Source organism: Tabrizicola sp. T46 (assembly GCF_057219895.1).
The window spans coordinates 461,751-486,822 of sequence record NZ_JBXVVV010000001.1; the positions used below are offsets into that span (position 1 = coordinate 461,751).

Genomic DNA, 25,072 nt, shown 5'->3' on the forward strand with positions numbered 1-25,072 from the left:
CTTACTTCCTCTTCGCTTTCTTGTCGGCGGCGTGACCGTAGTAGGTCCGCGTCGGCGAGTATTCACCGAACTTCTGGCCGATCATTTCCTCGGTCACGGAAACCGGGATGTGCTTCTTGCCGTTGTAGACCCCGAAGGTCAGACCAACGAACTGCGGCAGGATGGTGGAGCGGCGCGACCAGATCTTGATCACCTCCGCCTTGCCCGATGCCTTCGCCTTCTCGGCCTTCTTCAGAAGGTAGCCGTCGACGAACGGGCCTTTCCAGATGGAACGTGCCATGGATTAACGCCCTTTCTTCTTGGCGTGGCGCGAGCGGACGATCAGGCTGTCAGAAGCCTTCGGCTTGCGCGTCTTGTTGCCCTTGGTGCCCTTGCCCCACGGGGTGACCGGGTGACGGCCACCGGAGGTGCGGCCTTCACCACCGCCATGCGGGTGGTCGATCGGGTTCATCGCGACGCCGCGGACCGTCGGGCGGATGCCCTTGTGCCGCATGCGGCCGGCTTTACCAAAGTTCTGGTTCGAGTTGTCGGGGTTCGACACGGCACCGATGGTGGCCATGCATTCCTGACGGACCATGCGAAGCTCGCCCGAAGACAGGCGGATCTGCGCGTAGGACCCGTCACGGCCGACGAACTGGGCATAGGTTCCCGCCGCACGCGCGAGCTGGCCGCCCTTGCCGGGCTTCAGCTCGACGTTGTGGACGATCGTCCCGATCGGCATACCCGAGAACGGCATCGCGTTGCCCGGCTTCACGTCGGTCTTCGCACCGGCGATGACGCTGTCGCCGACGGCGAGGCGCTGCGGCGCGAGGATGTAGGCCAGCTCACCGTCCTGGTACTTCACGAGGGCGATGAAGGCGGTGCGGTTCGGATCATACTCGATCCGCTCGACGACCGCCGGGATATCATACTTGCGACGCTTGAAATCGACCACCCGGTAAAGACGCTTCGCGCCCCCGCCCTGGTGCCACATCGTGATACGTCCGGTGTTGTTCCGGCCGCCGGAACGGTTCAAACCCTCGGTGAGGTGCTTGACCGGGCGGCCTTTCCACAGCTCCGAACGGTCGATCAGAACCAGCCCGCGCTGGCCAGGCGTCGTCGGTTTATACGACTTGAGTGCCATGTTTCCTGTCTTCCGTTTGCTTGCACGGGTGTCACCACCCGGCGGTGAAGGGCTCCGAAGATCCCCGATTAGGTGCTTGTTCCTTCTGCGGCTGCATCGGGAACGAACAAACCAAGAGCCCCGGACGAATCCGGGGCTGCTGGCGTGGCGCGGGAGTAGCAGAGGGGGGTGGGGGTGGCAAGGGGGGAAGGTGGGTTTTGTTGCCAACCGGGGCAGACGGTTACGACGGACAAAAGCTGCCACCAGGCTTCATGGCAAGGGGTTCGGGCAAAAAGAAGCCCCAAAGACTAGATTGCGAGTCCCATCACGTCAGTAACTCCCCATGAGAAGCACTCCTTCGGCGCTTGGTTATCGAGCTCACACCAGTCAGTGTCTTCAAGTTGTTCGGGTTTAAGGTCAGGAAGCTCAACCCTGAAACTCGCATCGCCCATAGGGTCGATCCAAATTGGTGTTTCGGCAAATGCCTTTTGTTCCTTACCATCTTTGTCGAAGATACTGACGCCGACCTGCACCCATGTCGTTACGTGGTCAGCGGTTTTGTTCTCAAGGTTTCCTTCCCAGCTCACGATCCCCTGATCTACTCGCGGACCCGCTTTGCCTGTCGCTAAGTCCGCAAGGTATAGTCGCTTATGGAAAGTCTGGACGCATGATGCTTTGATGGCATCTTGGCTAAGAAGCTCGCTTTTCGCGTAGACAACACATCTCTCGACACCCCTTAAGGTGCCTTGGTTAGCGGTTTCGTTTACGATCCGCTGCACGGGCTCAATACCGAATGCCAACGCTGCAACTAGGAGGGCCAGCCCTGCAATCAGGTAGTTCTTCAATTAAGCCTTCCCCCCACAGTCCACATCTGCAAGTTGCATCATTAAGTCGGATGCGACAACGAAAAAGCCCCAGCCTCCCAGCAGGGGCATTCCATACTTGTAGGTCGGGGCTTATCCCGACACCCCGCTCAAAAACCAGTCGTCAAGTCGATCGTCTGACCGTCTTCCAGCATGACATTGGCCTTTGCCGGATACCAAGCTTTGGTATATCCTGCCCCAAGGAGGTGCCCCATGCCCCGGAACACATCTGTCGCGCTTGGCGATCACTTCGTGGAGTTCATCGACGGCCAGGTGCAGTCCGGCCGCTATTCCTCGGCCAGCGATGTCGTGCGGGCGGGGCTTCGGCTTCTGGAGGAGCACGAAGCCAAGGTCAGAACCCTATGCGAGGCCTTGGTGGAGGGGGAACGCTCCGGCCCGCCACAGGCCCTGGATTTTGAGGGCCTGAAGGCCGCGAAGCGCGCCGGGTTCAGCCGGGAAGACGCGTGACCCTGACCTTCTCGCCCGCCGCAGTCGCGGATATCGGTGCGATCTGGGACTACACCGCCGAAACCTGGGGCATGGATCAGGCCGACCGCTATGTGGATGACATCCACGCTGCCTGCATCGCCTTGGCGAGTGGTGCAATGGCGGGAAGAAAGGTCCATGTGCGGGATGGCTACCTGAAGTACCCGGTCCGGCGGCACCTGATCTTCTTTCGTCCGGACGGGCCGGGGATCGTGGTCATCCGCGTGCTGCACCAGAGCATGGATGTCGACCGGCATCTTTAGCGGCAAAGACAAAAGCCCCCGCGCGGCGCAGGGGCTTTCGCAATTCGTAGGTCGGGCTTCAGACCGACTCCCGCTCAAAGACCAGTCGTCACGTCGATCGTCTGACCGTCTTCCAGCATGACATAGGCCTTCTTCTTGTCCGAACGCTCGCCTGCGCGACCGCGGAAACGCTTGGCCTTGCCCTTGGTGATGGTGGTGTTCACCGCCTTCACCTTCACGCCAAAGATCGCCTCGACGGCTTCCTTGATCTGCGGCTTGGTCGAGTCCATCGCGACCTGGAACACCACGGCACCCGCCTCCGAGGCCATGGTGGCCTTTTCGGTGATGACCGGCTTCTTGATCAGGTCGTAGTGCTCTGGCTTGATGGCCGCAGCGGTTTTCGGTGCTTTGCTCATTTCAGGCGAGCCTCCAGGGCTTCGACACCGGCCTTGGTGATGACCAGGGTGTCACGCTTCAGGATGTCATAAACGTTCGCGCCGATGGTCGGCAGGACGTCCACGCCCTCCAGGTTGCGGGCGGCCAGGGCGAAGTTCGCGTCGACCGAGGCGCCGTCGATGATCAGGACGCGCTTCCAGCCGAGCTCCGACTTCATCTTGGCGAGGTTGGCGGTCTTGGCTTCGGCGAGGGTCGCCGCGTCCAGGATCACCAGCTCGCCCGCCTTGGCCTTGGCCGAGAGCGCGTGCCGCAGCCCGAGGGCGCGGAACTTCTTCGGCAGGTCATGGGCGTGGCTGCGCGGCTGCGGGCCCTTGTAGACGCCGCCCTTGCGGAAGATCGGTGCCTTGCGGGACCCGTGGCGTGCGCCGCCGGTGCCCTTCTGGCGGTAGATCTTCTTGGTCGAATAGCTCACGTCCGACTTGCCCAGCGTCGCATGGGTGCCGGCCTGGGCCTTCGCCCGCTGCCAGCGCACGACGCGGTGCAGGATGTCGGCGCGCGGCTCAAGACCGAACAGCGCTTCGTCCAGGTCGATGGAGCCGGCCTTCTTGCCGTCCAGCTTGATCACATCGAGTTTCATGCTTCACCCCCTTCGGCGGCGACTTCGGCAGCCGGAGCGGCCGCAGCAGCTGCGGTGCGGATCGCGGCGGGACGCGGGGCGTCCTTGGCTTCCGGCTTCTTCACGGCGTCCTTGATGGTGACCCAGCCGCCCTTCGACCCGGGGACGGCGCCCTTGATCATGATAAGGCCGCGGTCGGCATCGGTGCGGACGACCTGCAGGTTCTGCGTGGTCACGCGGACCGAACCCAGGTGGCCTGCCATCTTCTTGCCCTTGAACACCTTGCCGGGGTCCTGGCACTGGCCGGTCGAGCCGTGCGAACGGTGCGAAACCGACACACCGTGGCTGGCGCGGAGGCCGCCGAAGTTGTGCCGCTTCATCGCGCCGGCAAAGCCCTTGCCGATCGAGGTGCCCGCGACGTCGACGAACTGGCCCGCAAGGTAGTGGTCGGCGGTGATTTCCGCGCCCACTTCGATCAGGCAATCCGGCGTCACGCGGAATTCCGCGATCTTGCGCTTCGGTGCCACGTTCGCACGCGCGAAGTGGCCGCGCTGCGCGGCGGTGGTCCGCTTGGCCTTGGCAACGCCTGCACCCAGCTGGACGGCGGTGTAACCGTCCTTGTCAGCGGTGCGCTGCGCCACGACCTGAAGGCTGTCAAGCTGCAGAACCGTCACCGGAACCTGCTTGCCATCCTCAAGGAACAGCCGGGTCATGCCCAGCTTCTTTGCGATAACTCCAGAGCGCATGGTCCTGCCCTCCTTACACTTTGATCTCGACGTCCACGCCGGCAGCGAGGTCGAGCTTCATCAGCGCGTCCACGGTCTGCGGGGTGGGGTCGACGATGTCGAGAAGCCGCTTGTGCGTGCGGATCTCCCACTGGTCGCGCGACTTCTTGTCGATGTGCGGACCACGGAGAACCGTGAACTTCTCGATCTTGTTCGGCAGCGGGATCGGCCCGCGCACCTGGGCGCCGGTCCGCTTGGCGGTGTTGACGATCTCCAGCGTGCTGGCGTCCAGCACGCGGTAATCGAACGCCTTCAGGCGGATGCGGATGGTCTGACCTTGCATCTTCGTTTTCCTTTTAGAACATCGGCCTGAGGATCGCCCCACCCGAGAGGTTCTGTTTCGTTTGTTCGGAAGGGCGGGCTTCTACAGCCCGCCCGTCATGAGTTCAAGTCGCCTCAGGCGATGATTTTCGACACCACGCCTGCGCCGACGGTGCGGCCGCCTTCGCGGATGGCGAAGCGCAGTTTCTCTTCCATCGCGATCGGGGCGATCAGCTCGACCACGAACTTCAGGTTGTCGCCCGGCATCACCATCTCGGTGCCTTCCGGCAGCTGCACGGTCCCGGTCACGTCGGTCGTGCGGAAGTAGAACTGCGGACGGTAGTTCGCGAAGAACGGGGTGTGACGCCCGCCTTCTTCCTTGGTCAGGATATAGGCCTCGGCCTCGAACTTGGTGTGCGGGTTCACCGACTTCGGCTTGCAGAGCACCTGGCCACGCTCGACGCCGTCACGGTCGATGCCGCGCAGCAGGACGCCCACGTTGTCGCCGGCCTCGCCGCGGTCGAGGAGCTTGCGGAACATCTCGACACCGGTGCAGACCGACTTCTTGGTCTCGCGGATGCCGACGATCTCGACTTCGTCGCCGACGTTGATCACGCCACGCTCCACCCGGCCGGTCACGACCGTGCCGCGGCCCGAGATCGAGAACACGTCTTCGATCGGCATCAGGAACGGCTGGTCAACCGCACGGGCCGGGGTCGGGATGTAGCTGTCCACCGCGTCCATCAGCGCGCGGATCGACTTTTCGCCGATTTCCGGGCTTTCGCCGATCATCGCCTGGTGGGCCGAGCCCTTGATGATCGGGATGTCGTCGCCGGGGTATTCGTAGGACGACAGAAGCTCGCGGACTTCCATCTCGACGAGCTCGAGGAGCTCTTCGTCATCCACCAGGTCGACCTTGTTCATGTAGACGACCATGTAGGGGATGCCCACCTGACGGCCGAGCAGGATGTGCTCGCGCGTCTGCGGCATCGGGCCGTCCGAGGCGGCCACGACCAGGATCGCGCCGTCCATCTGCGCGGCACCGGTGATCATGTTCTTCACATAGTCGGCGTGGCCGGGGCAGTCGACGTGGGCGTAGTGACGGGCAGCCGTCTCGTATTCCACGTGCGCGGTCGAGATCGTGATCCCGCGGGCCCGCTCTTCCGGCGCGCCGTCGATCTGGTCATAGGCGCGGAATTCGCCGAAATACTTCGTGATCGCCGCCGTCAGCGTCGTCTTGCCATGGTCAACGTGACCAATGGTCCCGATGTTCACATGCGGTTTCGTCCGTTCAAACTTTGCCTTCGCCATGATGGCTTCTCCTATTGGTTCAGATGCGCCGGTCTGAAGCCCGGCCTACGGGGTGGTAGGGCGGGGTTCACCCCGCCGCACCGTCATGCGTATTTCTTCTGGATTTCCTGGCTGATGTTCTCCGGCACCGCGTCGTAGTGGTCGAAGAGCATCGTGAAGACGGCCCGGCCCGAGGTCATCGACCGCAGGTTGTTGATGTAGCCGAACATGTTGGCCAGCGGCACCATCGCGTTGATCACGTTGGCGTTGCCGCGGCTGTCCTGCCCGGTCACCATGCCCCGACGCGAGGTCAGGTCGCCGATGACGCCACCGGTGTATTCTTCCGGGGTGACGACTTCGACCTTCATGATCGGTTCAAGAAGCTTCGCGCCGGCCTTCTTCAGACCTTCGCGCATTGCAGCGCGCGAGGCGATTTCGAAGGCGAGGACCGAAGAGTCGACGTCGTGGAACGCACCGTCAACCAGCGCCACCTTGAAGTCGATGACCGGGAAGCCGGCAAGCGGGCCCGAGTCCATGACCGACTTGATGCCCTTTTCGACGCCGGGGATGTATTCCTTCGGCACCGCACCGCCGACGATCTTCGACTCGAAGGAATAGCCTTCGCCCGGTTCTGTCGGGGTGATCTGCAGCTTGACGCGGGCGAACTGGCCCGTACCGCCGGTCTGCTTCTTGTGGGTGTAGTCGATCTCGTGCGCGTTCGAGATGGTCTCGCGGTAGGCCACCTGCGGGGCGCCGATGTTCGCCTCGACCTTGAACTCGCGCCGCATGCGGTCGACGAGGATGTCGAGGTGAAGTTCGCCCATGCCCTTCATGATGGTCTGGCCGGATTCCAGGTCGGTCTCGACACGGAACGACGGGTCTTCGGCGGCGAGGCGAGCGAGCGCGAGGCCCATCTTCTCCTGGTCGGCCTTCGACTTCGGTTCCACGGCGATTTCGATCACCGGTTCCGGGAAAGTCATCGTTTCAAGAACCAGCGGCTTGGCCGGATCGCACAGGGTGTCCCCGGTGGTGGTTTCCTTCAGGCCCGCCAGCGCGATGATGTCGCCCGCGAAGGCTTCGTCGATTTCCTCGCGGTTGATGGCGTGCATCATCATCATCCGACCGACACGCTCGCGCTTGCCCTTGGTCGAGTTCAGCATCTGGTCGCCCTTCTTGAGCTGGCCAGAATAGATGCGGGTGAAGGTGAGCGAGCCCACGAAGGGGTCGTTCATGATCTTGAACGCCAGCGCCGCGAAGGGCTCGGCGTCATCGGGCTTGCGCTCGATGTTGCGGGTTTCCGTCTCGTCGCCCGGGGCGTAGCCCAGGTAGGGCGGGATATCGAGCGGCGAGGGCAGGTAGTCGATGACCGAGTTCAGGACCGGCTGGACGCCCTTGTTCTTGAACGCGGAGCCTGCGGTGACCGGGACGAAGGCCATGCTCAGGCAGCCCTTGCGGATCAGCTTGCGCAGGGTGTCGACATCCGGCTCCTGGCCTTCCAGGTAAGCCATCATCGCCTCGTCGTCCTGTTCGACGGCGAGTTCGATCAGCTTGCCGCGCCAGGTTTCCGCTTCGGCCTTGAGGCTGTCGCGGATGTCGCGGATTTCCCAGGTCGCGCCCAGGTCTTCGCCCTGGTAGACCCATTCCTTCATCGTCACGAGGTCGATGATGCCTTCCAGCTTGTCCTCGGCGCCGATCGGCAGGGCGATCGGGGCCGGGGTCGCGCCGGTGCGGTCCTTGATCATCTGGACGCACTTGAAGAAGTCGGCACCGATCTTGTCCATCTTGTTGACGAACACGATGCGCGGAACCTTGTAGCGGTCAGCCTGACGCCACACGGTTTCGGTCTGGGGCTCGACGCCGGCGTTGGCATCGAGAAGGCAGACAGCACCGTCAAGCACGGCGAGCGAACGTTCCACCTCGATGGTGAAGTCCACGTGGCCGGGGGTGTCGATGATGTTGAAGCGGTGCTTCGGGCCTTCCATCGTGGTGCCGTCGGTGGTGCGCTCCCAGAAGGTGGTCGTCGCAGCCGAGGTGATGGTGATCCCGCGCTCTTGCTCCTGCTCCATCCAGTCCATCGTCGCGGCGCCGTCGTGGACTTCGCCGATCTTGTGGGACTTTCCGGTGTAGTAAAGGATGCGTTCGGTGGTCGTGGTCTTGCCCGCGTCGATGTGGGCCATGATCCCGAAGTTGCGGTAGAGGTTCAGCGGATACTCGCGTGCCATGATGCCCTCTTACCAGCGGTAATGGCTGAACGCTTTGTTCGCGTCGGCCATCTTGTGGGTGTCTTCGCGCTTCTTCACGGCGGTGCCGCGGTTCTGCACGGCATCAGCCAGTTCAGCGGCCAGACGCTCTTCCATCGTGTTCTCGTTGCGCTTGCGGGCCGCGATGATCAGCCAGCGGATCGCCAGCGCCTCACGGCGCTCGGACCGGACTTCGACCGGGACCTGGTAGGTGGCACCGCCGACGCGGCGCGAGCGGACCTCGACCGAGGGCTTCACGTTGTCGAGCGCTTCGTGGAAGGCTTCGACGGCGGGACGCTTCAGGCGGGTCTGGACGCGGTCAAGCGCACCGTAGACGATGCTTTCGGCGACCGACTTCTTGCCGTCGAGCATCAGGTTGTTCATGAACTTGGTGACCACCCGGTCGCCAAACTTGGCATCGGGCAGGATTTCGCGCTTTTCGGCGGCGTGACGACGGGACATCTCTTATCTCCTCACTTCGGACGCTTGGCGCCGTATTTCGAACGACGCTGACGACGTTCTTTCACGCCCTGGGTGTCCAGAACGCCGCGGAGGATGTGGTAACGCACACCCGGAAGGTCCTTGACCCGGCCGCCACGGATCAGGACGACAGAGTGTTCCTGAAGGTTGTGCTTTTCGCCGGGGATGTAGGAAATGACCTCGAAGCCGTTGGTCAGACGCACCTTGGCGACTTTCCGCATGGCCGAGTTCGGCTTCTTCGGGGTGGTGGTGTAGACGCGGGTGCAAACCCCACGCTTTTGCGGGCAGGATTCCAGGTGCTGGGACTTGGACTTCCGCGGCGCTGCTTCCCGGGGCTTCCGGATCAGCTGTTGAATCGTCGGCATTCACATTCCTCGTTTCGATACTCGCCGGGTGCCACCCCGACGCCGCTTCTCGACCGTGCATTGCGCGAATCGCAAAACACGAACACCGCACCCATCCCCAGCGGGGATGACGCGGTGGAATTCCAGAGGATCGGGGCGTTTTCGGCCCGGATCATGACCACTTCAAGCGCTCTGAGCCCTTGTCCCGGTCTTGGCCGGAGGTTCGGGTTGGCGGGCGTATATGGGGAATCGCGTGGGGTGTCAACACGGCGGCCCGGCGGGCGCGACGGCCGGGGCCGGCCCGTGAAAGCGCCTCAGGCCCTTCGGTCCTTCAACTGCCGCTCGCGCCAGAAGGTGAAGATGCCCGTGGCCACCACCAGCCCGGCACCGAACAGAGTCAGCGCATCGAAGAGGTGCCCGAAGATGACGAAATCCAGGACCATTGCCCAGAGCAGCGCGGTATAGCGGAAGGGCGCGACAAAGCTGATCTCGCCCACCCGCATCGTCATGACGACCGTCAGGTAACCCACGATCAGTGCACCTGCTGCCGCCACCAGAAGCAGCCATTCCCGCCCGCCGACCGGCTGCCAGCCCTCGACCGCCGTGCCGACCGCGCCCATCACAAGGACCGTGACCGCCGCCGTCAGCGCCACCGTGACCGAAGGCAGCGAGGCGCTCATCCGCCGGGTCACGAGGTCCCGCACCACAACGCAGGCAACCGAGGCAAGGCCGACCAGCGCCCAAAGGTCGAACCCCTCCGGCCCCGGCCGGATGATGATCAGGACCCCGGCAAAGCCGACAAGGATCGCCGTCATCCGCCGCCAGCCGACCCGATCCCCCAGGAAAAGCGCGGCCGCCAGCGTCACGGCCAGCGGCAGCACCTGCAGGATCGCCGAAAGGTTCGCGAGCGGCATGTGGTTGAGGGCGGCAAGGAAGGTCAGCGTCCCCAGGACCTCGGCGGTCGAGCGCAGGGCCAGAAGCCAGCGGTCGCGGGCCGGCAGGTTAAGCCTGAGGCCCCCCATGCGCCAGCCGATCAGGACCAGCGCAAAGGTGGCCAGGAGTCCGCGCAGACCGATGGCCTGGAACAGTGGAACTTCCAGCATGACCAGCTTCATCGCGGTGTCGTTCAGTGTGAAGGCCGCCATCGCGACCGTCATCAGAACCGCGCCGCGCGCGTTGTCGGAAAGCTGCATCTTGCCCCTGCCCCGTTGCCGCCCTTCCTAACCCAGCCCCCCGGCAGGCGGAAGGGGCCGACGGCGGCCGTGAAATGAAGAACCCCCGCCGGTCTGAACGACCGGCGGGGGCAAGGCTTTCAGCGTTGATCGTAAGGATCAGTCGCGGCTTTCCACCGTATCGACCAGTCCCATATCCAGATCGCTGTCGACATCGGCTTCCATCGTCTCCACCGGTGCGGCCAGGGCAGCGGCGGTTTCCGCCTCGCTCCGGCGCGCCTCGATCACCGTCTGGTCGCGGTCCGCCGCGATCTTCTTCACGCGGCTCGTCGCACCGCCGGTACCTGCCGGGATCAGCCGGCCGACGATGACGTTTTCCTTGAGCCCGACAAGCTTGTCGCGCTTGCCCTGGACCGACGCCTCGGTCAGGACCCGCGTGGTCTCCTGGAACGACGCGGCCGAGATGAACGACCGGGTCTGCAGGCTGGCCTTGGTGATCCCCAGAAGGATCGCCTCGCCCGAGGCTTCGCGCAGACCACGTGCCCGGGCCTTGGCGTTCTCCTCGTCCAGCTCCTGCTTGTCGACATGTTCGCCCTTGAGAAGCGTCGTGTCGCCCGAATCGAGGATCTCGATCTTCTGCAGCATCTGCCGCACGATCACCTCGATGTGCTTGTCGTTGATCTTCACGCCCTGCAGCCGGTAGACGTCCTGCACTTCGTCGATCATGTAGTTGGCCAGCGCCTCGACGCCCATGATCCGCAGGATGTCATGCGGGGCCGGGTTGCCGTCCATGATGTAGTCGCCCTTCTGCACGAAGTCGCCTTCCTGCACCGGAATATGCTTCCCTTTCGGGATCATGTATTCCATCGGGGTCAGCGTCTCATCGACCGGTTCCACGGTGATGCGGCGCTTGTTCTTGTAGTCCTTGCCGAAGCGGACATAGCCATCCGCTTCCGCGATGATCGCGTGATCCTTCGGACGCCGGGCTTCGAAGAGTTCCGCCACGCGGGGGAGACCCCCGGTGATGTCCTTCGTCTTCGCCCCTTCGCGCGGGATACGCGCCACCACGTCGCCCGGCCGCAGTTCCTGCCCGTCCTCGACGGAAAGGATCGCGTCCACCGACATGGAATAGCTGATCGGCGCGCCCTGGTCATTGCGGACCGGATCGCCCGTTGCCGGGTCCATCACGATGATCTCGGGCTTGAGGTCACCGCCCTTCGGCACCGAACGCCAGTCGGCGACGATCTTCTGGGTCATGCCGGTGGCTTCGTCGGTATCCTCGCGGACCGAGAGGCCCGCGATCAGGTCCTTGAACCGCGCGACACCCGCCTTTTCGGCGATGATCGGCAGGGTGAAGGGGTCCCATTCGAAGAGCTTGGTGCCACGCTTGACCGCATCGCCTTCCTTCACATGCAGCTTCGCACCATAGGTCAGCTTGTGCGCCGCACGCTCCTGGCCGACGTCGTCGATGATCGCGACGCTCATGTTCCGGCCGACGACGATCTGCTCGCCTGCGGCGTTCTTCAGAAGGTTCGCGTTGCGGAACTCGATCTTGCCTTCCTGGCTTGCTTCCAGGAACGACTGCTGGCCACCCTGCGCCACGCCGCCGATGTGGAACGTCCGCATCGTCAGCTGGGTGCCGGGTTCACCGATCGACTGGGCGGCGATGATGCCGACCGCTTCGCCGATGTTGACCAGCGTGCCGCGGGCAAGGTCACGTCCGTAGCAGAGCGCGCAAACGCCCTCTTCCGCTTCGCAGGTCAGCGGGCTGCGGATACGGATCGAGGCGACGCCCGAACCCGAGATCAGGTCGGCGCGGCGTTCGTCGATCAGCTCGCCCCGGGCGACGATTACCTCGTCGGTCCCGGGCGAGATGACGTCCTCGGCTGCGACACGGCCCAGCACACGCTCGCCCATCGGCACGATGACTTCGCCATCGTTTACCGCCGCCGAAGCGGTGATCGCGTTCTCGGTGCCGCAGTCGTGTGTCCGCACGATGCAGTCCTGTGCGACGTCCACCAGACGGCGGGTCAGGTAGCCCGAGTTCGCCGTCTTCAGCGCGGTGTCCGACAGACCCTTCCGCGCCCCGTGGGTCGAGTTGAAGTATTCAAGAACGGTCAGACCTTCCTTGAAGTTCGAGATGATCGGCGTCTCGATGATCTCGCCGGACGGCTTGGCCATCAGGCCGCGCATCCCGCCAAGCTGCTTCATCTGGATGACCGAACCCCGGGCACCCGAGTGGGCCATCATGTAGACCGAGTTCGGCTCCTTCTCGGCGCCATTGGCGTCGAAATGGGTGGCCGAGATGGTCGACATCATCGCTTCGGTGACCTTGTCGTTGCACTTGGTCCAGGCGTCGACAACCTTGTTGTACTTTTCGCCCTGGGTGATCAGGCCGTCCATGTACTGCAGTTCGAAGCCGGTGACCTGCTCGCGCGTCTCGTTGACGATCGACCACTTCGACTCCGGGATCACCATGTCGTCCTTGCCGAACGAGATGCCGGCGCGGAACGCCTCGCGGAAGCCAAGGCTCATGATCTGGTCGCAGAAGATCACCGATTCCTTCTGGCCGCAGTAGCGGTAGACGGTGTCGATGACGGTCTGCACGTCCTTCTTCCGCAGAAGCCGGTTCACGAGTTCGAACGGTGCCTTCGCGTTCAGCGGCAGAAGGTTCCCCAGCCGCAGGCGGCCCGGGGTGGTCTCATACCGCTTCCAGACGATGTTGCCGGTCTCGTCGACCTGACGCAGACGCGCCTTGATCTTGGCGTGCAGGTGCACGGCCCCGGCGGCCAGGGCGTGTTCCACTTCCTCGATATCGGCAAAGGCCATGCCTTCGCCCGGCATACCCTTGCGCTCCATCGTGACGTAGTAGAGGCCGAGAACCATGTCCTGCGACGGCACGATGATCGGCGCGCCGTTGGCGGGCGACAGCACGTTGTTCGTCGACATCATCAGGACGCGCGCTTCCAGCTGGGCCTCAAGGCTCAGCGGGACGTGCACGGCCATCTGGTCGCCGTCGAAGTCGGCGTTGAAGGCCGAGCAGACGAGCGGGTGGAGCTGGATCGCCTTGCCTTCGATCAGGATCGGCTCGAAGGCCTGGATGCCCAGGCGGTGCAGCGTCGGCGCCCGGTTCAGAAGGACGGGATGTTCGCGGATGACTTCATCCAGGATGTCCCAGACCTCCGGGCGTTCCTTCTCGACCAGCTTCTTCGCCTGCTTCACGGTCGAGGACAGGCCCTTGGCCTCCAGCCGCGAGTAGATGAAGGGCTTGAAGAGTTCGAGCGCCATCTTCTTCGGCAGACCGCACTGGTGCAGCTTCAGTTCCGGCCCGGTCACGATGACCGAACGGCCCGAGAAGTCCACGCGCTTGCCAAGGAGGTTCTGGCGGAACCGGCCCTGCTTGCCTTTCAGCATGTCCGACAGCGATTTCAGCGGGCGCTTGTTGGTGCCCGTGATCACCCGGCCCCGACGACCGTTGTCGAAAAGGGCGTCAACCGCTTCCTGCAGCATCCGCTTTTCGTTCCGGACAATGATGTCCGGCGCGCGAAGCTCGATCAGTCGCTTCAGGCGGTTGTTGCGGTTGATGACCCGGCGGTAAAGATCGTTCAGGTCCGACGTCGCGAACCGGCCGCCGTCCAGGGGGACCAGCGGGCGCAGTTCCGGCGGGATCACCGGCAGCACGGTCAGGATCATCCATTCCGGACGGTTGCCCGACTCGAGGAACGACTCGACGATCTTCAGCCGCTTGATGATCTTCTTCGGCTTCAGCTCGCCCGTCGCTTCCTTCAGCTCCTCGCGCAGCTGGTCGGCCAGCGCCTGCAGGTCGATCGCCGCCAGCATCTCGCGGATCGCTTCCGCCCCGATGTTCGCGGTGAAGGCGTCAGCGCCGTACTGGTCCTGGGCGTCGAGGAATTCCTCTTCGGTCATCAGCTGGCCGTAGGTCAGGTCGGTCAGACCCGGCTCGATCACGACGTAGTTCTCGAAGTAGAGGATGCGTTCCAGATCCCGCAGCGTCATGTCGAGCATGAGGCCGATCCGGCTCGGCAGCGACTTCAGGAACCAGATGTGGGCGACGGGGGCGGCGAGCTCGATATGGCCCATCCGCTCGCGCCGCACCTTCTGCAGCGTGACTTCAACGCCGCATTTCTCGCAGACGACGCCGCGATACTTCATGCGCTTGTATTTGCCGCAGAGGCATTCGTAGTCCTTGATCGGCCCGAAGATGCGCGCGCAGAAGAGGCCGTCACGCTCGGGCTTGAAGGTCCGGTAGTTGATGGTTTCCGGCTTCTTGATCTCGCCATAGGACCAGCTCAGGATCCGCTCCGGCGATGCCAGAGAGATCTTGATCTCGTCGAAGGTCTTGACCGGGGCAACCGGGTTGAACGGGTTGGTCGAGAGTTCCTGGTTCATTTCATCTTCCCATGTGAAGGGCTGCGGTCAGAGGCTCGGAGACACAATTTTTCTGCGAAAAATCAGAGTTTTCGCAGAAAACTCGTCCCCTATTCCTCCTCCGCATCCAGGAGTTCCATGTTGAGGCCGAGGCCCCGCACTTCCTTGACAAGGACGTTGAACGATTCCGGCACGCCGGCCTCGAAGTTGTCCTCGCCCTTGACGATCGACTCGTAGACCTTGGTCCGGCCTGCCACGTCGTCCGACTTCACCGTCAGCATTTCCTGCAGGGTGTAGGCGGCGCCGTAAGCCTCCAGGGCCCAGACCTCCATCTCGCCGAGACGCTGGCCACCGAACTGCGCCTTGCCGCCAAGCGGTTGCTGGGTGACGAGGCTGTACGGGCCGGTGGACCGGGCGTGCAGCTTGTCGTCGACCAGGTGGTGCAGCTTCAGCATGTACTTCACGCCGACCGTGACCTTGCGCTGGAACTGCTCGCCGGTGCGGCCGTCGAAGACGATCGACTGGCCCGAGGTGTCGAACCCGGCACGCTTCAGCGCGTCGTTCACGTCCGCCTCCTTGGCCCCGTCAAAGACCGGCGTGGCGATCGGAACGCCTTTCGAGACGTTGCCGGCAAGCTCGAGGAATTCATCCTCGTCCCGGCCCGCAAAAGCCTCTTCGTAGGTCTCGTCGCCGTAGGCCAGGCGCATCGCCTCCCGCACCGGGGTCATGTCACCCGAGCGGCGGTATTCCTTCAGCGCCTCGTCGATCTTCAGGCCCAGGCCGCGCGCGGCCCAGCCCATGTGGGTTTCCAGGATCTGGCCTACGTTCATCCGGCTCGGCACGCCCAGCGGGTTCAGCACCAGGTCAACCGGGGTGCCATCGGCAAGGAAGGGCATGTCCTCGATCGGCACGACCTTCGAGATGACGCCCTTGTTGCCGTGACGGCCGGCCATCTTGTCGCCCGGCTGCAGCTTGCGCTTCACCGCGACGAAGACCTTGACCATCTTCATGACGCCCGGGGGCAGGTCGTCGCCACGGCGCACCTTTTCGACCTTGTCGTCGAACCGGTGGTCAAGCGCGCGCTTCTGCGCCTCGAACTGGTCGTGCAGGGCTTCGACTTCCTTGGCGTCGTTCTCTTCGCCAAGGGCCAGCTGCCACCACTGACCACGGCTCAGCGTGCCCAGGAGTTCGTCGTCGATGGTCGACCCCGCCTTGATGCCCTTCGGCCCCTTCACGGCGGTCTTGCCCATGATCAGCGACTTCAGGCGCGCATAGATGTTGCGCTCGAGGATCGCGAGCTCGTCGTCACGGTCGCGGGCAAGGCGTTCAACCTCTTCGCGCTCGATCTGCAGCGCGCGCTCGTCCTTGTCCACGCCGTGGCGGTTGAAGACGCGAACCTCCACGATCGTGCCATAGGCGCCCGGGGGCAGCCGCAGGCTGGTGTCGCGGACGTCGGACGCCTTCTCACCGAAGATCGCCCGGAGGAGTTTTTCTTCCGGCGTCATCGGGCTTTCGCCCTTGGGCGTGATCTTGCCGACCAGAATGTCGCCCGGCTGCACTTCAGCCCCGATATACACGATCCCCGCTTCGTCAAGGTTGCGCAGCGCTTCCTCGCCGACGTTCGGGATGTCGCGGGTGATTTCCTCGGGCCCCAGCTTGGTGTCCCGGGCGGCGACTTCGTATTCCTCGATATGGATCGAGGTGAAGACGTCATCCCGCAGGATACGTTCCGAGATCAGGATCGAGTCTTCGTAGTTGTAGCCGTTCCAGGGCATGAAGGCGACGACGACGTTCCGGCCAAGGGCCAGTTCGCCCATGTCGGTGCAGGGACCGTCGGCCACGACTTCGCCGCGCTTCACCACGTCGCCCACCTTCACCAGCGGACGCTGGTTGATGCAGGACGACTGGTTCGACCGCTTGAACTTGCGCAGACGGTAGATGTCGACGCCCGGCTCGCCCGGTTCCAGCATCTCGGTCGCGCGCACGACGATACGGGAGGCATCGACCTGATCGATGACCCCGGCCCGGCGTGCCATGATCGCAGCACCCGAGTCCCGGGCGACGACCGCCTCGATCCCGGTGCCGACGAAGGGCGCGTCCGATTGCAGCAGCGGCACGGCCTGACGCTGCATGTTCGACCCCATCAGCGCGCGGTTCGCGTCGTCGTTCTCAAGGAACGGGATCAGCGAGGCCGCGACCGAAACCAGCTGCTTCGGCGACACGTCGATCAGGTCCACCGCATCCGGCGGGTTCAGCATGAATTCCCCGGCCTTCCGGCTGGAGATAAGCTCGTCGGTGAACTTGCCTTCGGCATCCTGCGCCGCGTTCGCCTGGGCGACGGTGTGGCGCATCTCTTCCGTGGCCGACATGTAGACGACCTCGTCGGTCACCTTGCCGTCGATCACCTTGCGGTACGGGGTCTCGATGAAGCCGTACTTGTTCACCCGGGCGAAGGTGGCGAGCGAGTTGATCAGGCCGATGTTCTGGCCTTCCGGCGTCTCGATCGGGCACATCCGGCCGTAGTGCGTCGGGTGAACGTCGCGGACTTCAAAGCCCGCCCGTTCCCGCGTCAGACCGCCCGGCCCGAGGGCCGACAGGCGGCGCTTGTGCGTCACTTCCGACAGCGGGTTCGTCTGGTCCATGAACTGGCTGAGCTGCGACGAGCCGAAGAATTCGCGGACAGCCGCCGCCGCCGGTTTCGCGTTGATCAGGTCCTGCGGCATGATCGTGTCGATCTCGACCGACGACATCCGCTCCTTGATCGCGCGCTCCATCCGCAGCAGGCCGACGCGGTACTGGTTCTCCATCAGCTCGCCGACGGACCGGACCCGGCGGTTGCCGAGGTGGTCGATGTCGTCGATCTCGCCCTTGCCGTCACGCAGTTCGGTCAGGGCCTTGATGCAGGCGACGATATCGTCGCGGTCCAGCGTGCGCTGGGTGTCCGGCTTGCCCAGGTCCAGACGCATGTTCATCTTCACCCGGCCGACGGCCGAAAGGTCATAACGCTCCTTGTCGAAGAAGAGCGTGTCGAAAAGGGCCGAGGCCGCTTCGACGGTCGGCGGTTCGCCCGGACGCATCACGCGGTAGATGTCCATAAGCGCGGTGTCCCGGCCCATGTTCTTGTCCACCGCCATGGTGTTGCGGATGTAGGGGCCGACGTTGACGCCATCGATGTCGAGAACCGGGATCTCCGTGATCCCCTGGTCAAGAAGCAGCTTCAGCGTGCCGCCCTTCACACCGCCGTCGCGGTCGTATTCCATCGTCAGCTCGTCACCGGCTTCGACCCAGATCTCGCCGGTTTCCTCGTTGATGATGTCCTTGGCGACGAAACGGCCGACGATCTGGTCGAACGGAACCAGAAGCTCGGTCACCTTGCCCGACTTGATCAGGTCATTCGCCATGCGCGGCGTCATCTTGTCGCCGGCCTTGCAGATCACCTCGCCGGTCGCGGCATCGACGATGTCGAACTGCGGGCGGGTGCCACGGATACGCTCGGGGAAGAACTTGGTGACCCAGCCCTTGTTCTTCACGTGACGGTAGTTGACCGTCTCGTAATAGGCGTCCATGATCGCTTCCTGGTCCATGCCCAGGGCATAGAGAAGCGTCGTCACCGGCAGCTTCCGGCGGCGGTCGATGCGGGCAAAGACGATGTCCTTGGCGTCGAACTCGAAGTCCAGCCACGACCCGCGATAGGGAATGATCCGGCAGGCGAAAAGAAGCTTGCCCGATGAATGGGTCTTGCCCTTGTCGTGGTCGAAGAACACGCCGGGCGACCGGTGCATCTGGCTTACGATGACCCGCTCGGTCCCGTTCACCACGAAGGTCCCGTTCGACGTCATCAGGGGCATGTCGCCCATGTAGACGTCCTGTTCCTTGATGTCCTTGACCGACCGGGCCCCGGTGGTTTCATCGACATCGAACACGATCAGGCGCAGCGTCACCTTCAGGGGGGCCGCATAGGTCATGTCGCGCGACTGGCATTCGTCCACGTCGTACTTCGGCTTTTCCAGCTCGTACTTGACGAACTCCAGCACCGAGGTCTCGTTGAAATCCTTGATCGGGAACACCGACTGGAAGGTGCCCTGCAGCCCCTCGCCGTCCATCGGCTTGTCGCCGTCGCCGGACCGCAGGAAGAGATCGTAAGAGGATTTCTGAACCTCGATCAGGTTCGGCATCTCCAGCACTTCGCGGATCTTTCCGAAGTAGCGGCGGATGCGTTTCTGGCCAACATAAGCTTGCGCCATGTGTCTGGTCACCTTTCCATTTTTCGCTGGCACTTCCCCATCGGGCCATGGGGTCGTGCCGCCTGCGAAGGGCCGCGAGGGTTCCATTCGTGCCGCCCGTCCCTTAGGGCGGCTCCCGAACCCGTATCGCGCCTGGAAAGGGGCTTCTTCACCAAGCCCCTTTCAAGACGCGCATGGCTGGGACCGACGCAAGGTCGGACCCAGCCCTGTTTGATGCCGGGGTTTCCCCCGCCTGTCCGATTACTTCAGCTCGGCCTTGGCGCCAGCTTCTTCGAACTTCTTCTTCATCGCCTCGGCGTCGGCTTTCGAGACGCCTTCCTTGATCTTGCCGCCGGCTTCGGTCAGGTCCTTGGCTTCCTTGAGGCCCAGGCCCGTCAGTTCGCGGACGACCTTGATCACGTTGATCTTGTTCGCACCGGCGTCGGTCAGGACGACGTCGAACTCGGTCTTCTCTTCTTCGGCAGCGGCGGCAGCACCGCCGGCAGCCGGACCAGCAGCCATCATGACGGCGCCACCGGCGGCCGGCTCGATGCCATACTTGTCCTTCAGGATGGTCTTCAGTTCCTGCGCTTGCAGGAGGGTCAGACCGACGATCTCTTCGGCGAGTTTGTTCAGATCAGCCATTTTTCAGTTCCGTTTGTTAAGATGGGTTCCAACGGTGCGGGGTCAACCACACCAGGCAAGGGATCAGGCGGCAGCCTTTTCCTCGATGGTCGACAGGATGCCCGCAATGTTCGAAGCAGGCGCGCCAATGGCCCCGGCGATGTTCGAAGCAGGCGCACCGATGCACGACACGATCTGAGCGATAAGCTCTTCACGCGACGGCATGGACGCGACAGCCTTGACACCGGCCTGGTCCAGAACCGTGTCGCCCATTGCCCCGCCGATGATGACGAACTTGTCGTTCGTCTTGGCGTAGGCCTCGCAGACCTTGGCCGCAGCCACGGGGTCTTCCGAGAAGGACAGCACGGTCATGCCCGTGAGCAGGTCACCCATCTTTGCAGCGGGCTTCCCTTCAAGGGCGATCTTGGCGAGCGTGTTCTTGGCAACGCGGACGGACCCGCCCACGTCGCGAAGCTTCGCGCGCAGGTCCTGCATCTGTGCAACCGTCATCCCGGTGTAGTGGGCAACCACCACAACGCCAGAGCTTTCGAAGATCTGGCCGAGTTCCTCGACCACTTTCTCTTTCTGGGCTCTATCCACAGTTTCACTCCAAGGTTGGGGGTTTCCCCCCGGCTCATGTTTGCCCCCCGCGAAGGGGGGCGTTCGGGTCCGTAACGGTTCCCGAAACCAAGACCGCCCGAAGGCGCCCCAAATCTCGTTCCCCATCTCAGGAAGGATTTATGGTGTTTGCGCACCACCCTCCGTCTCGGACAGACCGGGCCTTTCGGCCCGGGTAGTCTCCCGGTCACCCGGGAATTCGTTACGCCTGGGTCGCCGAGGCGATGTCGACCGAAACGCCCGGCCCCATGGTCGAGGACAGCGACACCTTCTTCAGGTAGGTGCCCTTGGCGCCCGTCGGTTTCGCTTTCGAAACGGCGTCCACGAAGGCGCGCACGTTCTGCGCCAGCTTGTCCTCGGTGAAGCTCACCTTGCCGATCCCGGCATGGATGACACCGGCCTTCTCGACCTTGAACTGGACTTCGCCGCCCTTGGCAGCTTCGACGGCCGATTTCACGTCCATCGTCACCGTGCCGACCTTCGGGTTCGGCATCAGGTTGCGCGGCCCGAGGATCTTGCCCAGGCGGCCGACCAGCGGCATCAGGTCCGGCGTCGCGATGCAACGGTCGAACTCGATCTTGCCCGACTGGATCGTCTCCATCAGGTCTTCGGCGCCGACGATATCCGCGCCCGCAGCCTTGGCCTCGTCAGCCTTGGCGCCACGCGCGAAGACGGCGACGCGCACAGTCTTGCCGGTGCCGTTCGGGAGTTGCACGACACCCCGGACCATCTGGTCCGCATGGCGCGGGTCAACGCCCAGGTTCATCGCGATTTCCAGCGTCTCGTCGAACTTGGCCGAGGCCGCCGACTTGATCAGCTTCACGGCCTCTTCGACCGCGAGGTTCGCCTTGCCAGCGAAGGCTTCGTTCGCCTTGGCGACGCGCTTTGCAATCTTTGCCATGGTTCTCAGCCCTTCACTTCGATGCCGCAGGACTTGGCCGACCCGAGGATGATCTGCATCGCAGCTTCCACGGAGTTGGCGTTCAGGTCCTTCATCTTCGTCTCGGCGATCTTGCGAAGCTGCGCCGTGGTGATCGTGCCCGCCACTTCCCGGCCGGGCTTGGTCGAGCCTTTCGAGCGGCTGCGCTTGCCCACCGGCGGCAGACCGGCAGCCTGCTTGATCAGGAACGAGGCCGGGGCCGTCTTCAGCTCAAGGCTGAACGACTTGTCCTGATAGTAGGTGATGATGACCGGCGTCGGGGTGCCCGGCGCGATGTCGGCGGTCTTCGCGTTGAATTCCTTCACGAAGGCCATGATGTTCAGACCGCGCTGACCGAGCGCCGGACCGACCGGGGGCGACGGGTTGGCCTGCTGGGCCTTCACTTGCAGCTTGAGGCTGCCGATAATCTTCTTGGCCATCTGGCCTCTCCTTTGTCACTGCATCCGAAGATGCGGTTTAGTGGTCCGGTCCGTCACGCCCCGTATCCGGGCCGCGCTCGCCTCCCACGCGCTTCCTCAGGCCCCTTTCGAGACCTGAGTGAATTCCAGTTCCACGGGCGTGGCCCGGCCGAAGATCGACACGGTCACCTTCAGGCGGTTGTGCGCCTCGTCCACGTCCTCGACCATGCCCGAGAAGCCCTCGAACGGCCCGTCGGTCACTTGCACGGTTTCACCAATGTCGAAGCGGATCAGGTTGCGCGGAGCCTCCTGGCCTTCTTCGACCCGGTTCAGGATCGCATTCACTTCCGCGTCCCGCATCGGCATAGGCTTGCCCTGGGGGCCAAGGAAGCCAGTCACGCGGTTGATCGACGAGATCAGGTGATAGCCCCGATTGCTCATCTCCATATGCACCAGCACATAGCCCGGCATGAAACGACGCTCGGAGGTGACCTTCTTGCCCCGGCGCATCTCGATGACCTCTTCGGTAGGCACCAAGACTTCGTCGATCTCTTCCTCAAGGCCCGCGTCGGTGACGGCGGTCCGGATCTGCTCGGCAACCTTCTTCTCGAAGTTCGAGAGAACGCTCACCGAATACCAGCGCTTCGCCATCTGCCTCAATCCTTGCTTCCGGGGCGCTTTCGCCCGCATTCATGGTCGTGCCCGGAACAAAAAACAGCGCGCACCCCGAATCGATGCGCGCCGGTTGTCCCTTTGGTTGGCGGTCAACTATCCGCTGCCCGCCCCGAGTTCAAGGGAAAACCGCCGCGCTCACGACCCGATGATCGCGGTCAGCGCCGTGCGGATGCCAAGGTCGACAAGGCTGAAGAACGTTGCCGCCAGCGCCGACAGGATGAAGACCATGATCGTGGTCAGCAGAACCTCGCGCCGCGTCGGCCAGACGACCTTCGAGACTTCGCTGCGCACTTGCTGAAGGAACTGAAGGGGGTTCGTCATGGCCATGGTGCGCTCGCGGTTGGATTGGCGGTCAGATACGGGTTCCGGTCGGGGATTTCAAGCGGGGGGATGTCGCGAGCCGGGAAAGGCCCGGCTCCGCATGCCACCCAAGTAGGCTGGGGCGTGCCTTGGCACATTTTAATCCGTGCCCCCGTCGGCTGAGTGCCAACCCACCAATCCCCGATTCTCTCCGCATGGTTAACCCCCCGTGATCTCCACGCGCGTAGAGACGGAAGGAAGACAGAAGAAAGACTGGAAAAAGACGCCCTTCTCCGCCCCGGATCAACCGATTAGCCCAGCGTTCGCAAGGGCTTACACCACCTCGCCCCGATCGAGCCGACCCAGCACCGACTCTGCCCCCTCCAGCACCCTTTCCCGGTGCCCTTCCTCCATCCCGTCCCACACCCGGTACATCTGCCCCATCCTCGGGTTCGCACTGAACCGCTCCCGGTGTCGGGTCAGGAAGTGCCAGTACAAAAGATTGAACGGGCAGGCCCTTTCGCCGGTTTTTTCCTTCACTCGGTAGTGGCAGCCACCGCAATGGTCCGACATCCGGTCGATGTAAGCCCCTGAAGAGACATAAGGTTTTGACCCCAGCAGGCCCCCGTCGGCGAACTGGCTCATCCCCAGCGTGTTCGGCGCCTCGACCCATTCGAAGGCGTCGATATAGACCGACAGGTACCACTCATGCACCTCCGCCGGGTCCACTCCGGCGAGAAGCGCGAAGTTCCCCGTCACCATCAGCCGCTGGATGTGGTGGGCATAGGCCAGGTCCCGGGTCTGGGCGACAGCGGACTTCACGCAAGCCATCCGCGTCTCGCCCCCCCAATAGGCCGCCGGCAGCTTCCGGGTGTGGCCCAGGGTGTTCCTCTCCAGGTAGCTCGGCCCCTCTAACCCCCAGATTCCCCTCACATATTCCCGCCATCCGATGATCTGCCGGATGAACCCCTCCGCCGCCGGAAGCGGCACCCGCCCCGCCTTCCAGGCCGCTTCAACCGCCCGGCAAACCTCCAGCGGGCCAAGGAGGCCGAGGTTGATGTAGGGCGACAGAAGCGAGTGGCTCAGGAACGCCTCCCCCTCCAGCATCGCATCCTGCTCCTCGCCAAAACGGGGCAGGCGATGGGCGACGAAATCCTGCAAAGCCGCCAAGGCCCCGTCCCGGTCCGTCGCCCAGCGGAAGGGGCGCAAGCGACCGAAGTGGCGGAAGCGTTTCTCAACCAGATCAAGCACTTCCTCGACCACCGGGTCCGGCGGAAAGTCCTGCGGCCTTGGCCTCAGCAAGTCCTGATTTGCCGGTTTGCGGTTGTCGTGGTCAAAGTTCCACTGCCCCCCGGCTGGCTGGTCGCCTTCCATGAGAAGCCCGGTCCTGCGGCGCATGTCGCGGTAGAACCACTCCATCCGAAGCTGCTTCCGCCCCTCGGCCCAGGCGGAAAACTCAGCCTCTGAACACAGGAAACGATCATCCTCCAGAAGCCTGACCGGCAGCGGCAAATCCTCCAGCGCCCGCACCAGACGCCATTCGCCGGGCTTGGTCGCCAGCACCTCCCCCGCCGCGGTCTCCGTGGCACGGCGCAGCAGTTCCCCTTGAATTGATTGCGAATTTTCGGGATCATCCAGCCGCGAATAGGCGACGTTCCAGCCGTCGGCGCGCAGTCGGGCGGCGAATTTGCGCATTGCGGCAAGGATCAGCGCGATCTTCTGCGGGTGGTGCGGGACGGACGTGCCCTCGCCCATCACTTCGGCCATAACCACCACGTCCCGCGCCCGGTCCGCCGCCTTCAGCGCGGCGACATCCGGGGTCAGCTGGTCGCCAAGGACAAGGACCAGCCTCACCACGGCACCACCTCGCCTTTCCAGTCGAAGAACCCGCCCGAGGCAGAGGGGCCAAGATTTTCCAGAACTCTCAGAATGTTAGCCGCAGCCTCAGCCGGTGGAACAGCCGGATGCCCGGCCCGCTGCGCCGGGGCGAGGCCGGTTTCCACCGTCCCGGGATGCAGCGCCACGAAGACCGATTGTGGATGGGTCCGCGCGGCCTCCACCGCCGCGGTCCGCACCAGCTGGTTCAACGCCGCCTTCGCTGCCCGGTAGCCATACCAGCCGCCAAGGTGGTTGTCCCCGATCGACCCCACCCGCGCCGTCAGAACGGCAAGCTTCACCAAACGGTCGCGCGGCATCAGCCACAGCGCGTGTTTCATCACCAGCGCGGGACCAATCGCGTTGATGGCGAAAGCCCGCGCCAGCCCGTCAGCCGTCACTGCCTTCAAGGTTTTTTCCGGCCCCTGCCCGTCCAGCACCAGGGCGCCGGTCGCGACGATCACGAGGTCGAAGCCCGGCTCCAGCGCCCCCAGCGCAGCCGCAACGCTGGCCTCGTCGGTCACGTCCAGCCCGTCGCCCGACCGGGACAGCCCCACAACCTCACCCTTTGCCCGCAGCGCTTCCACCAGCGCCCCGCCGATCCCGCCCGACGCCCCGACCACCAAAGCCCGCATTGCCCCTCCGCGTCCAAGGCCGCACCACATAGCGCCCGCGACCGCCGCGCCCATGCCTTCCTTTCTGCTGAAATATCCCCGCCGGAGGCTCCGACAGCCGCCCCGCGCGCACCGGTCG

The 25,072-nt window shown here is 63.8% G+C and carries 24 protein-coding genes; 2 read left to right on the forward strand and 22 right to left on the reverse strand.

The genetic code is table 11. The features are described from left to right. Nucleotide 1: 1 nt before the first annotated feature. The 3 genes from rpsS to AC2D9V_RS02430 all read right to left on the reverse strand — a co-directional run bounded on the left by rpsS (nt 2) and on the right by AC2D9V_RS02430 (nt 1,947). On the reverse strand, nt 2–280 hold the full coding sequence (rpsS, locus tag AC2D9V_RS02420; RefSeq protein ID WP_484712438.1) for a 30S ribosomal protein S19: 279 nt from the start codon (nt 278–280) through the stop codon (nt 2–4). 3 nt (nt 281–283) lie between these two features. After that, entirely contained in the window at nt 284–1,123 is an 840-nt protein-coding gene (rplB, locus tag AC2D9V_RS02425) for a 50S ribosomal protein L2 (protein ID WP_484712439.1), read from the reverse strand. A 287-nt stretch (nt 1,124–1,410) separates the two neighbouring features. Continuing rightward, nucleotides 1,411–1,947, reverse strand: a complete 537-nt coding sequence (locus tag AC2D9V_RS02430) for a hypothetical protein (protein WP_484712440.1) — start codon at nt 1,945–1,947, stop codon at nt 1,411–1,413. A 231-nt stretch (nt 1,948–2,178) separates the two neighbouring features. Here AC2D9V_RS02430 and AC2D9V_RS02435 point away from each other — a divergent pair, with 231 nt between their 5' ends. Continuing rightward, nucleotides 2,179–2,433: a type II toxin-antitoxin system ParD family antitoxin gene (locus tag AC2D9V_RS02435; RefSeq protein ID WP_484712441.1), complete on the forward strand. Its 255-nt coding sequence runs from the start codon at nt 2,179–2,181 to the stop codon at nt 2,431–2,433. Continuing rightward, complete coding sequence (locus tag AC2D9V_RS02440; protein ID WP_484712442.1) at nt 2,430–2,714, forward strand: type II toxin-antitoxin system RelE/ParE family toxin; 285 nt, start codon at nt 2,430–2,432, stop codon at nt 2,712–2,714. Before AC2D9V_RS02435 ends, AC2D9V_RS02440 begins: the two co-directional genes overlap by 4 nt. A 74-nt stretch (nt 2,715–2,788) precedes the next feature. Here the strand turns inward: AC2D9V_RS02440 and AC2D9V_RS02445 are convergent, their stop codons facing one another. From AC2D9V_RS02445 to AC2D9V_RS02535, 19 genes are all read right to left on the reverse strand, one after another. Next, nucleotides 2,789–3,109: a 50S ribosomal protein L23 gene (locus AC2D9V_RS02445; RefSeq protein ID WP_484712443.1), complete on the reverse strand. Its 321-nt coding sequence runs from the start codon at nt 3,107–3,109 to the stop codon at nt 2,789–2,791. Further along, complete coding sequence (rplD, locus tag AC2D9V_RS02450; protein ID WP_484712444.1) at nt 3,106–3,726, reverse strand: 50S ribosomal protein L4; 621 nt, start codon at nt 3,724–3,726, stop codon at nt 3,106–3,108. The genes AC2D9V_RS02445 and rplD overlap by 4 nt, the downstream gene beginning before the upstream one ends. Then, nucleotides 3,723–4,451 carry a 50S ribosomal protein L3 gene (gene rplC, locus AC2D9V_RS02455; protein WP_484712445.1) on the reverse strand — a complete coding sequence of 243 codons (729 nt, stop codon included), beginning with the start codon at nt 4,449–4,451 and terminating at the stop codon, nt 3,723–3,725. Before rplC ends, rplD begins: the two co-directional genes overlap by 4 nt. 13 nt (nt 4,452–4,464) lie before the next feature. Then, nucleotides 4,465–4,773 (reverse strand): 30S ribosomal protein S10, encoded by a 309-nt coding sequence (gene rpsJ / locus AC2D9V_RS02460; RefSeq protein WP_484712446.1) that lies wholly within the window; start codon nt 4,771–4,773, stop codon nt 4,465–4,467. 113 nt (nt 4,774–4,886) lie between these two features. After that, the gene (gene tuf, locus AC2D9V_RS02465; protein ID WP_484712447.1) at nt 4,887–6,062 is read right to left on the reverse strand and encodes an elongation factor Tu; all 1,176 of its coding nucleotides are present in this window, start codon (nt 6,060–6,062) and stop codon (nt 4,887–4,889) included. A gap of 83 nt (nt 6,063–6,145) precedes the next feature. Further along, complete coding sequence (gene fusA, locus AC2D9V_RS02470) at nt 6,146–8,263, reverse strand: elongation factor G (RefSeq protein WP_484712448.1); 2,118 nt, start codon at nt 8,261–8,263, stop codon at nt 6,146–6,148. 9 nt (nt 8,264–8,272) lie between these two features. Then, on the reverse strand, nt 8,273–8,743 hold the full coding sequence (rpsG, locus tag AC2D9V_RS02475; RefSeq protein WP_484712449.1) for a 30S ribosomal protein S7: 471 nt from the start codon (nt 8,741–8,743) through the stop codon (nt 8,273–8,275). Nucleotides 8,744–8,754: 11 nt separating this feature from the next. Then, a complete protein-coding gene (gene rpsL, locus AC2D9V_RS02480; protein ID WP_125325006.1) occupies nt 8,755–9,126 on the reverse strand; it encodes a 30S ribosomal protein S12 in 372 nt (123 codons plus the stop codon). 293 nt (nt 9,127–9,419) lie between these two features. Continuing rightward, nucleotides 9,420–10,298: a DMT family transporter gene (locus AC2D9V_RS02485; protein WP_484712450.1), complete on the reverse strand. Its 879-nt coding sequence runs from the start codon at nt 10,296–10,298 to the stop codon at nt 9,420–9,422. 138 nt (nt 10,299–10,436) lie between these two features. Then, the gene (gene rpoC / locus AC2D9V_RS02490) at nt 10,437–14,687 is read right to left on the reverse strand and encodes a DNA-directed RNA polymerase subunit beta' (RefSeq protein ID WP_484712451.1); all 4,251 of its coding nucleotides are present in this window, start codon (nt 14,685–14,687) and stop codon (nt 10,437–10,439) included. Nucleotides 14,688–14,776: 89 nt separating this feature from the next. Then, nucleotides 14,777–18,910: a DNA-directed RNA polymerase subunit beta gene (gene rpoB, locus AC2D9V_RS02495; protein ID WP_484712452.1), complete on the reverse strand. Its 4,134-nt coding sequence runs from the start codon at nt 18,908–18,910 to the stop codon at nt 14,777–14,779. Between the two features lie 240 nt (nt 18,911–19,150). After that, the gene (rplL, locus tag AC2D9V_RS02500; RefSeq protein ID WP_484712453.1) at nt 19,151–19,534 is read right to left on the reverse strand and encodes a 50S ribosomal protein L7/L12; all 384 of its coding nucleotides are present in this window, start codon (nt 19,532–19,534) and stop codon (nt 19,151–19,153) included. 63 nt (nt 19,535–19,597) lie between these two features. Then, on the reverse strand, nt 19,598–20,113 hold the full coding sequence (gene rplJ, locus AC2D9V_RS02505; protein WP_484712454.1) for a 50S ribosomal protein L10: 516 nt from the start codon (nt 20,111–20,113) through the stop codon (nt 19,598–19,600). A gap of 220 nt (nt 20,114–20,333) precedes the next feature. Then, the gene (gene rplA, locus AC2D9V_RS02510; protein WP_484712455.1) at nt 20,334–21,032 is read right to left on the reverse strand and encodes a 50S ribosomal protein L1; all 699 of its coding nucleotides are present in this window, start codon (nt 21,030–21,032) and stop codon (nt 20,334–20,336) included. 5 nt (nt 21,033–21,037) lie between these two features. Beyond that, nucleotides 21,038–21,490 (reverse strand): 50S ribosomal protein L11, encoded by a 453-nt coding sequence (rplK, locus tag AC2D9V_RS02515; RefSeq protein WP_484712456.1) that lies wholly within the window; start codon nt 21,488–21,490, stop codon nt 21,038–21,040. Nucleotides 21,491–21,586: 96 nt separating this feature from the next. Continuing rightward, complete coding sequence (nusG, locus tag AC2D9V_RS02520) at nt 21,587–22,120, reverse strand: transcription termination/antitermination protein NusG (protein WP_484712457.1); 534 nt, start codon at nt 22,118–22,120, stop codon at nt 21,587–21,589. 159 nt (nt 22,121–22,279) lie between these two features. After that, nucleotides 22,280–22,471, reverse strand: a complete 192-nt coding sequence (gene secE / locus AC2D9V_RS02525; RefSeq protein WP_484712458.1) for a preprotein translocase subunit SecE — start codon at nt 22,469–22,471, stop codon at nt 22,280–22,282. Nucleotides 22,472–22,777: 306 nt separating this feature from the next. Further along, entirely contained in the window at nt 22,778–24,301 is a 1,524-nt protein-coding gene (locus AC2D9V_RS02530; RefSeq protein ID WP_484712459.1) for a cryptochrome/photolyase family protein, read from the reverse strand. Further along, nucleotides 24,295–24,954: an SDR family oxidoreductase gene (locus tag AC2D9V_RS02535; protein WP_484712460.1), complete on the reverse strand. Its 660-nt coding sequence runs from the start codon at nt 24,952–24,954 to the stop codon at nt 24,295–24,297. The genes AC2D9V_RS02530 and AC2D9V_RS02535 overlap by 7 nt, the downstream gene beginning before the upstream one ends. Nucleotides 24,955–25,072 lie beyond the last annotated feature (118 nt).

Coding starts and splice junctions, on each gene's coding strand:
- rpsS (WP_484712438.1), bottom strand. CDS start 280: ATGGCACGTTCCATCTGGAAAGGCCCGTTCGTCGACGGCTACCTTCTG.
- rplB (WP_484712439.1), bottom strand. CDS start 1,123: ATGGCACTCAAGTCGTATAAACCGACGACGCCTGGCCAGCGCGGGCTG.
- AC2D9V_RS02435 (WP_484712441.1), top strand. CDS start 2,179: ATGCCCCGGAACACATCTGTCGCGCTTGGCGATCACTTCGTGGAGTTC.
- AC2D9V_RS02445 (WP_484712443.1), bottom strand. CDS start 3,109: ATGAGCAAAGCACCGAAAACCGCTGCGGCCATCAAGCCAGAGCACTAC.
- rplD (WP_484712444.1), bottom strand. CDS start 3,726: ATGAAACTCGATGTGATCAAGCTGGACGGCAAGAAGGCCGGCTCCATC.
- rplC (WP_484712445.1), bottom strand. CDS start 4,451: ATGCGCTCTGGAGTTATCGCAAAGAAGCTGGGCATGACCCGGCTGTTC.
- rpsJ (WP_484712446.1), bottom strand. CDS start 4,773: ATGCAAGGTCAGACCATCCGCATCCGCCTGAAGGCGTTCGATTACCGC.
- tuf (WP_484712447.1), bottom strand. CDS start 6,062: ATGGCGAAGGCAAAGTTTGAACGGACGAAACCGCATGTGAACATCGGG.
- fusA (WP_484712448.1), bottom strand. CDS start 8,263: ATGGCACGCGAGTATCCGCTGAACCTCTACCGCAACTTCGGGATCATG.
- rpsG (WP_484712449.1), bottom strand. CDS start 8,743: ATGTCCCGTCGTCACGCCGCCGAAAAGCGCGAAATCCTGCCCGATGCC.
- rpsL (WP_125325006.1), bottom strand. CDS start 9,126: ATGCCGACGATTCAACAGCTGATCCGGAAGCCCCGGGAAGCAGCGCCG.
- AC2D9V_RS02485 (WP_484712450.1), bottom strand. CDS start 10,298: ATGCAGCTTTCCGACAACGCGCGCGGCGCGGTTCTGATGACGGTCGCG.
- rpoC (WP_484712451.1), bottom strand. CDS start 14,687: ATGAACCAGGAACTCTCGACCAACCCGTTCAACCCGGTTGCCCCGGTC.
- rpoB (WP_484712452.1), bottom strand. CDS start 18,910: ATGGCGCAAGCTTATGTTGGCCAGAAACGCATCCGCCGCTACTTCGGA.
- rplL (WP_484712453.1), bottom strand. CDS start 19,534: ATGGCTGATCTGAACAAACTCGCCGAAGAGATCGTCGGTCTGACCCTC.
- rplA (WP_484712455.1), bottom strand. CDS start 21,032: ATGGCAAAGATTGCAAAGCGCGTCGCCAAGGCGAACGAAGCCTTCGCT.
- rplK (WP_484712456.1), bottom strand. CDS start 21,490: ATGGCCAAGAAGATTATCGGCAGCCTCAAGCTGCAAGTGAAGGCCCAG.
- nusG (WP_484712457.1), bottom strand. CDS start 22,120: ATGGCGAAGCGCTGGTATTCGGTGAGCGTTCTCTCGAACTTCGAGAAG.
- secE (WP_484712458.1), bottom strand. CDS start 22,471: ATGGCCATGACGAACCCCCTTCAGTTCCTTCAGCAAGTGCGCAGCGAA.
- AC2D9V_RS02535 (WP_484712460.1), bottom strand. CDS start 24,954: ATGCGGGCTTTGGTGGTCGGGGCGTCGGGCGGGATCGGCGGGGCGCTG.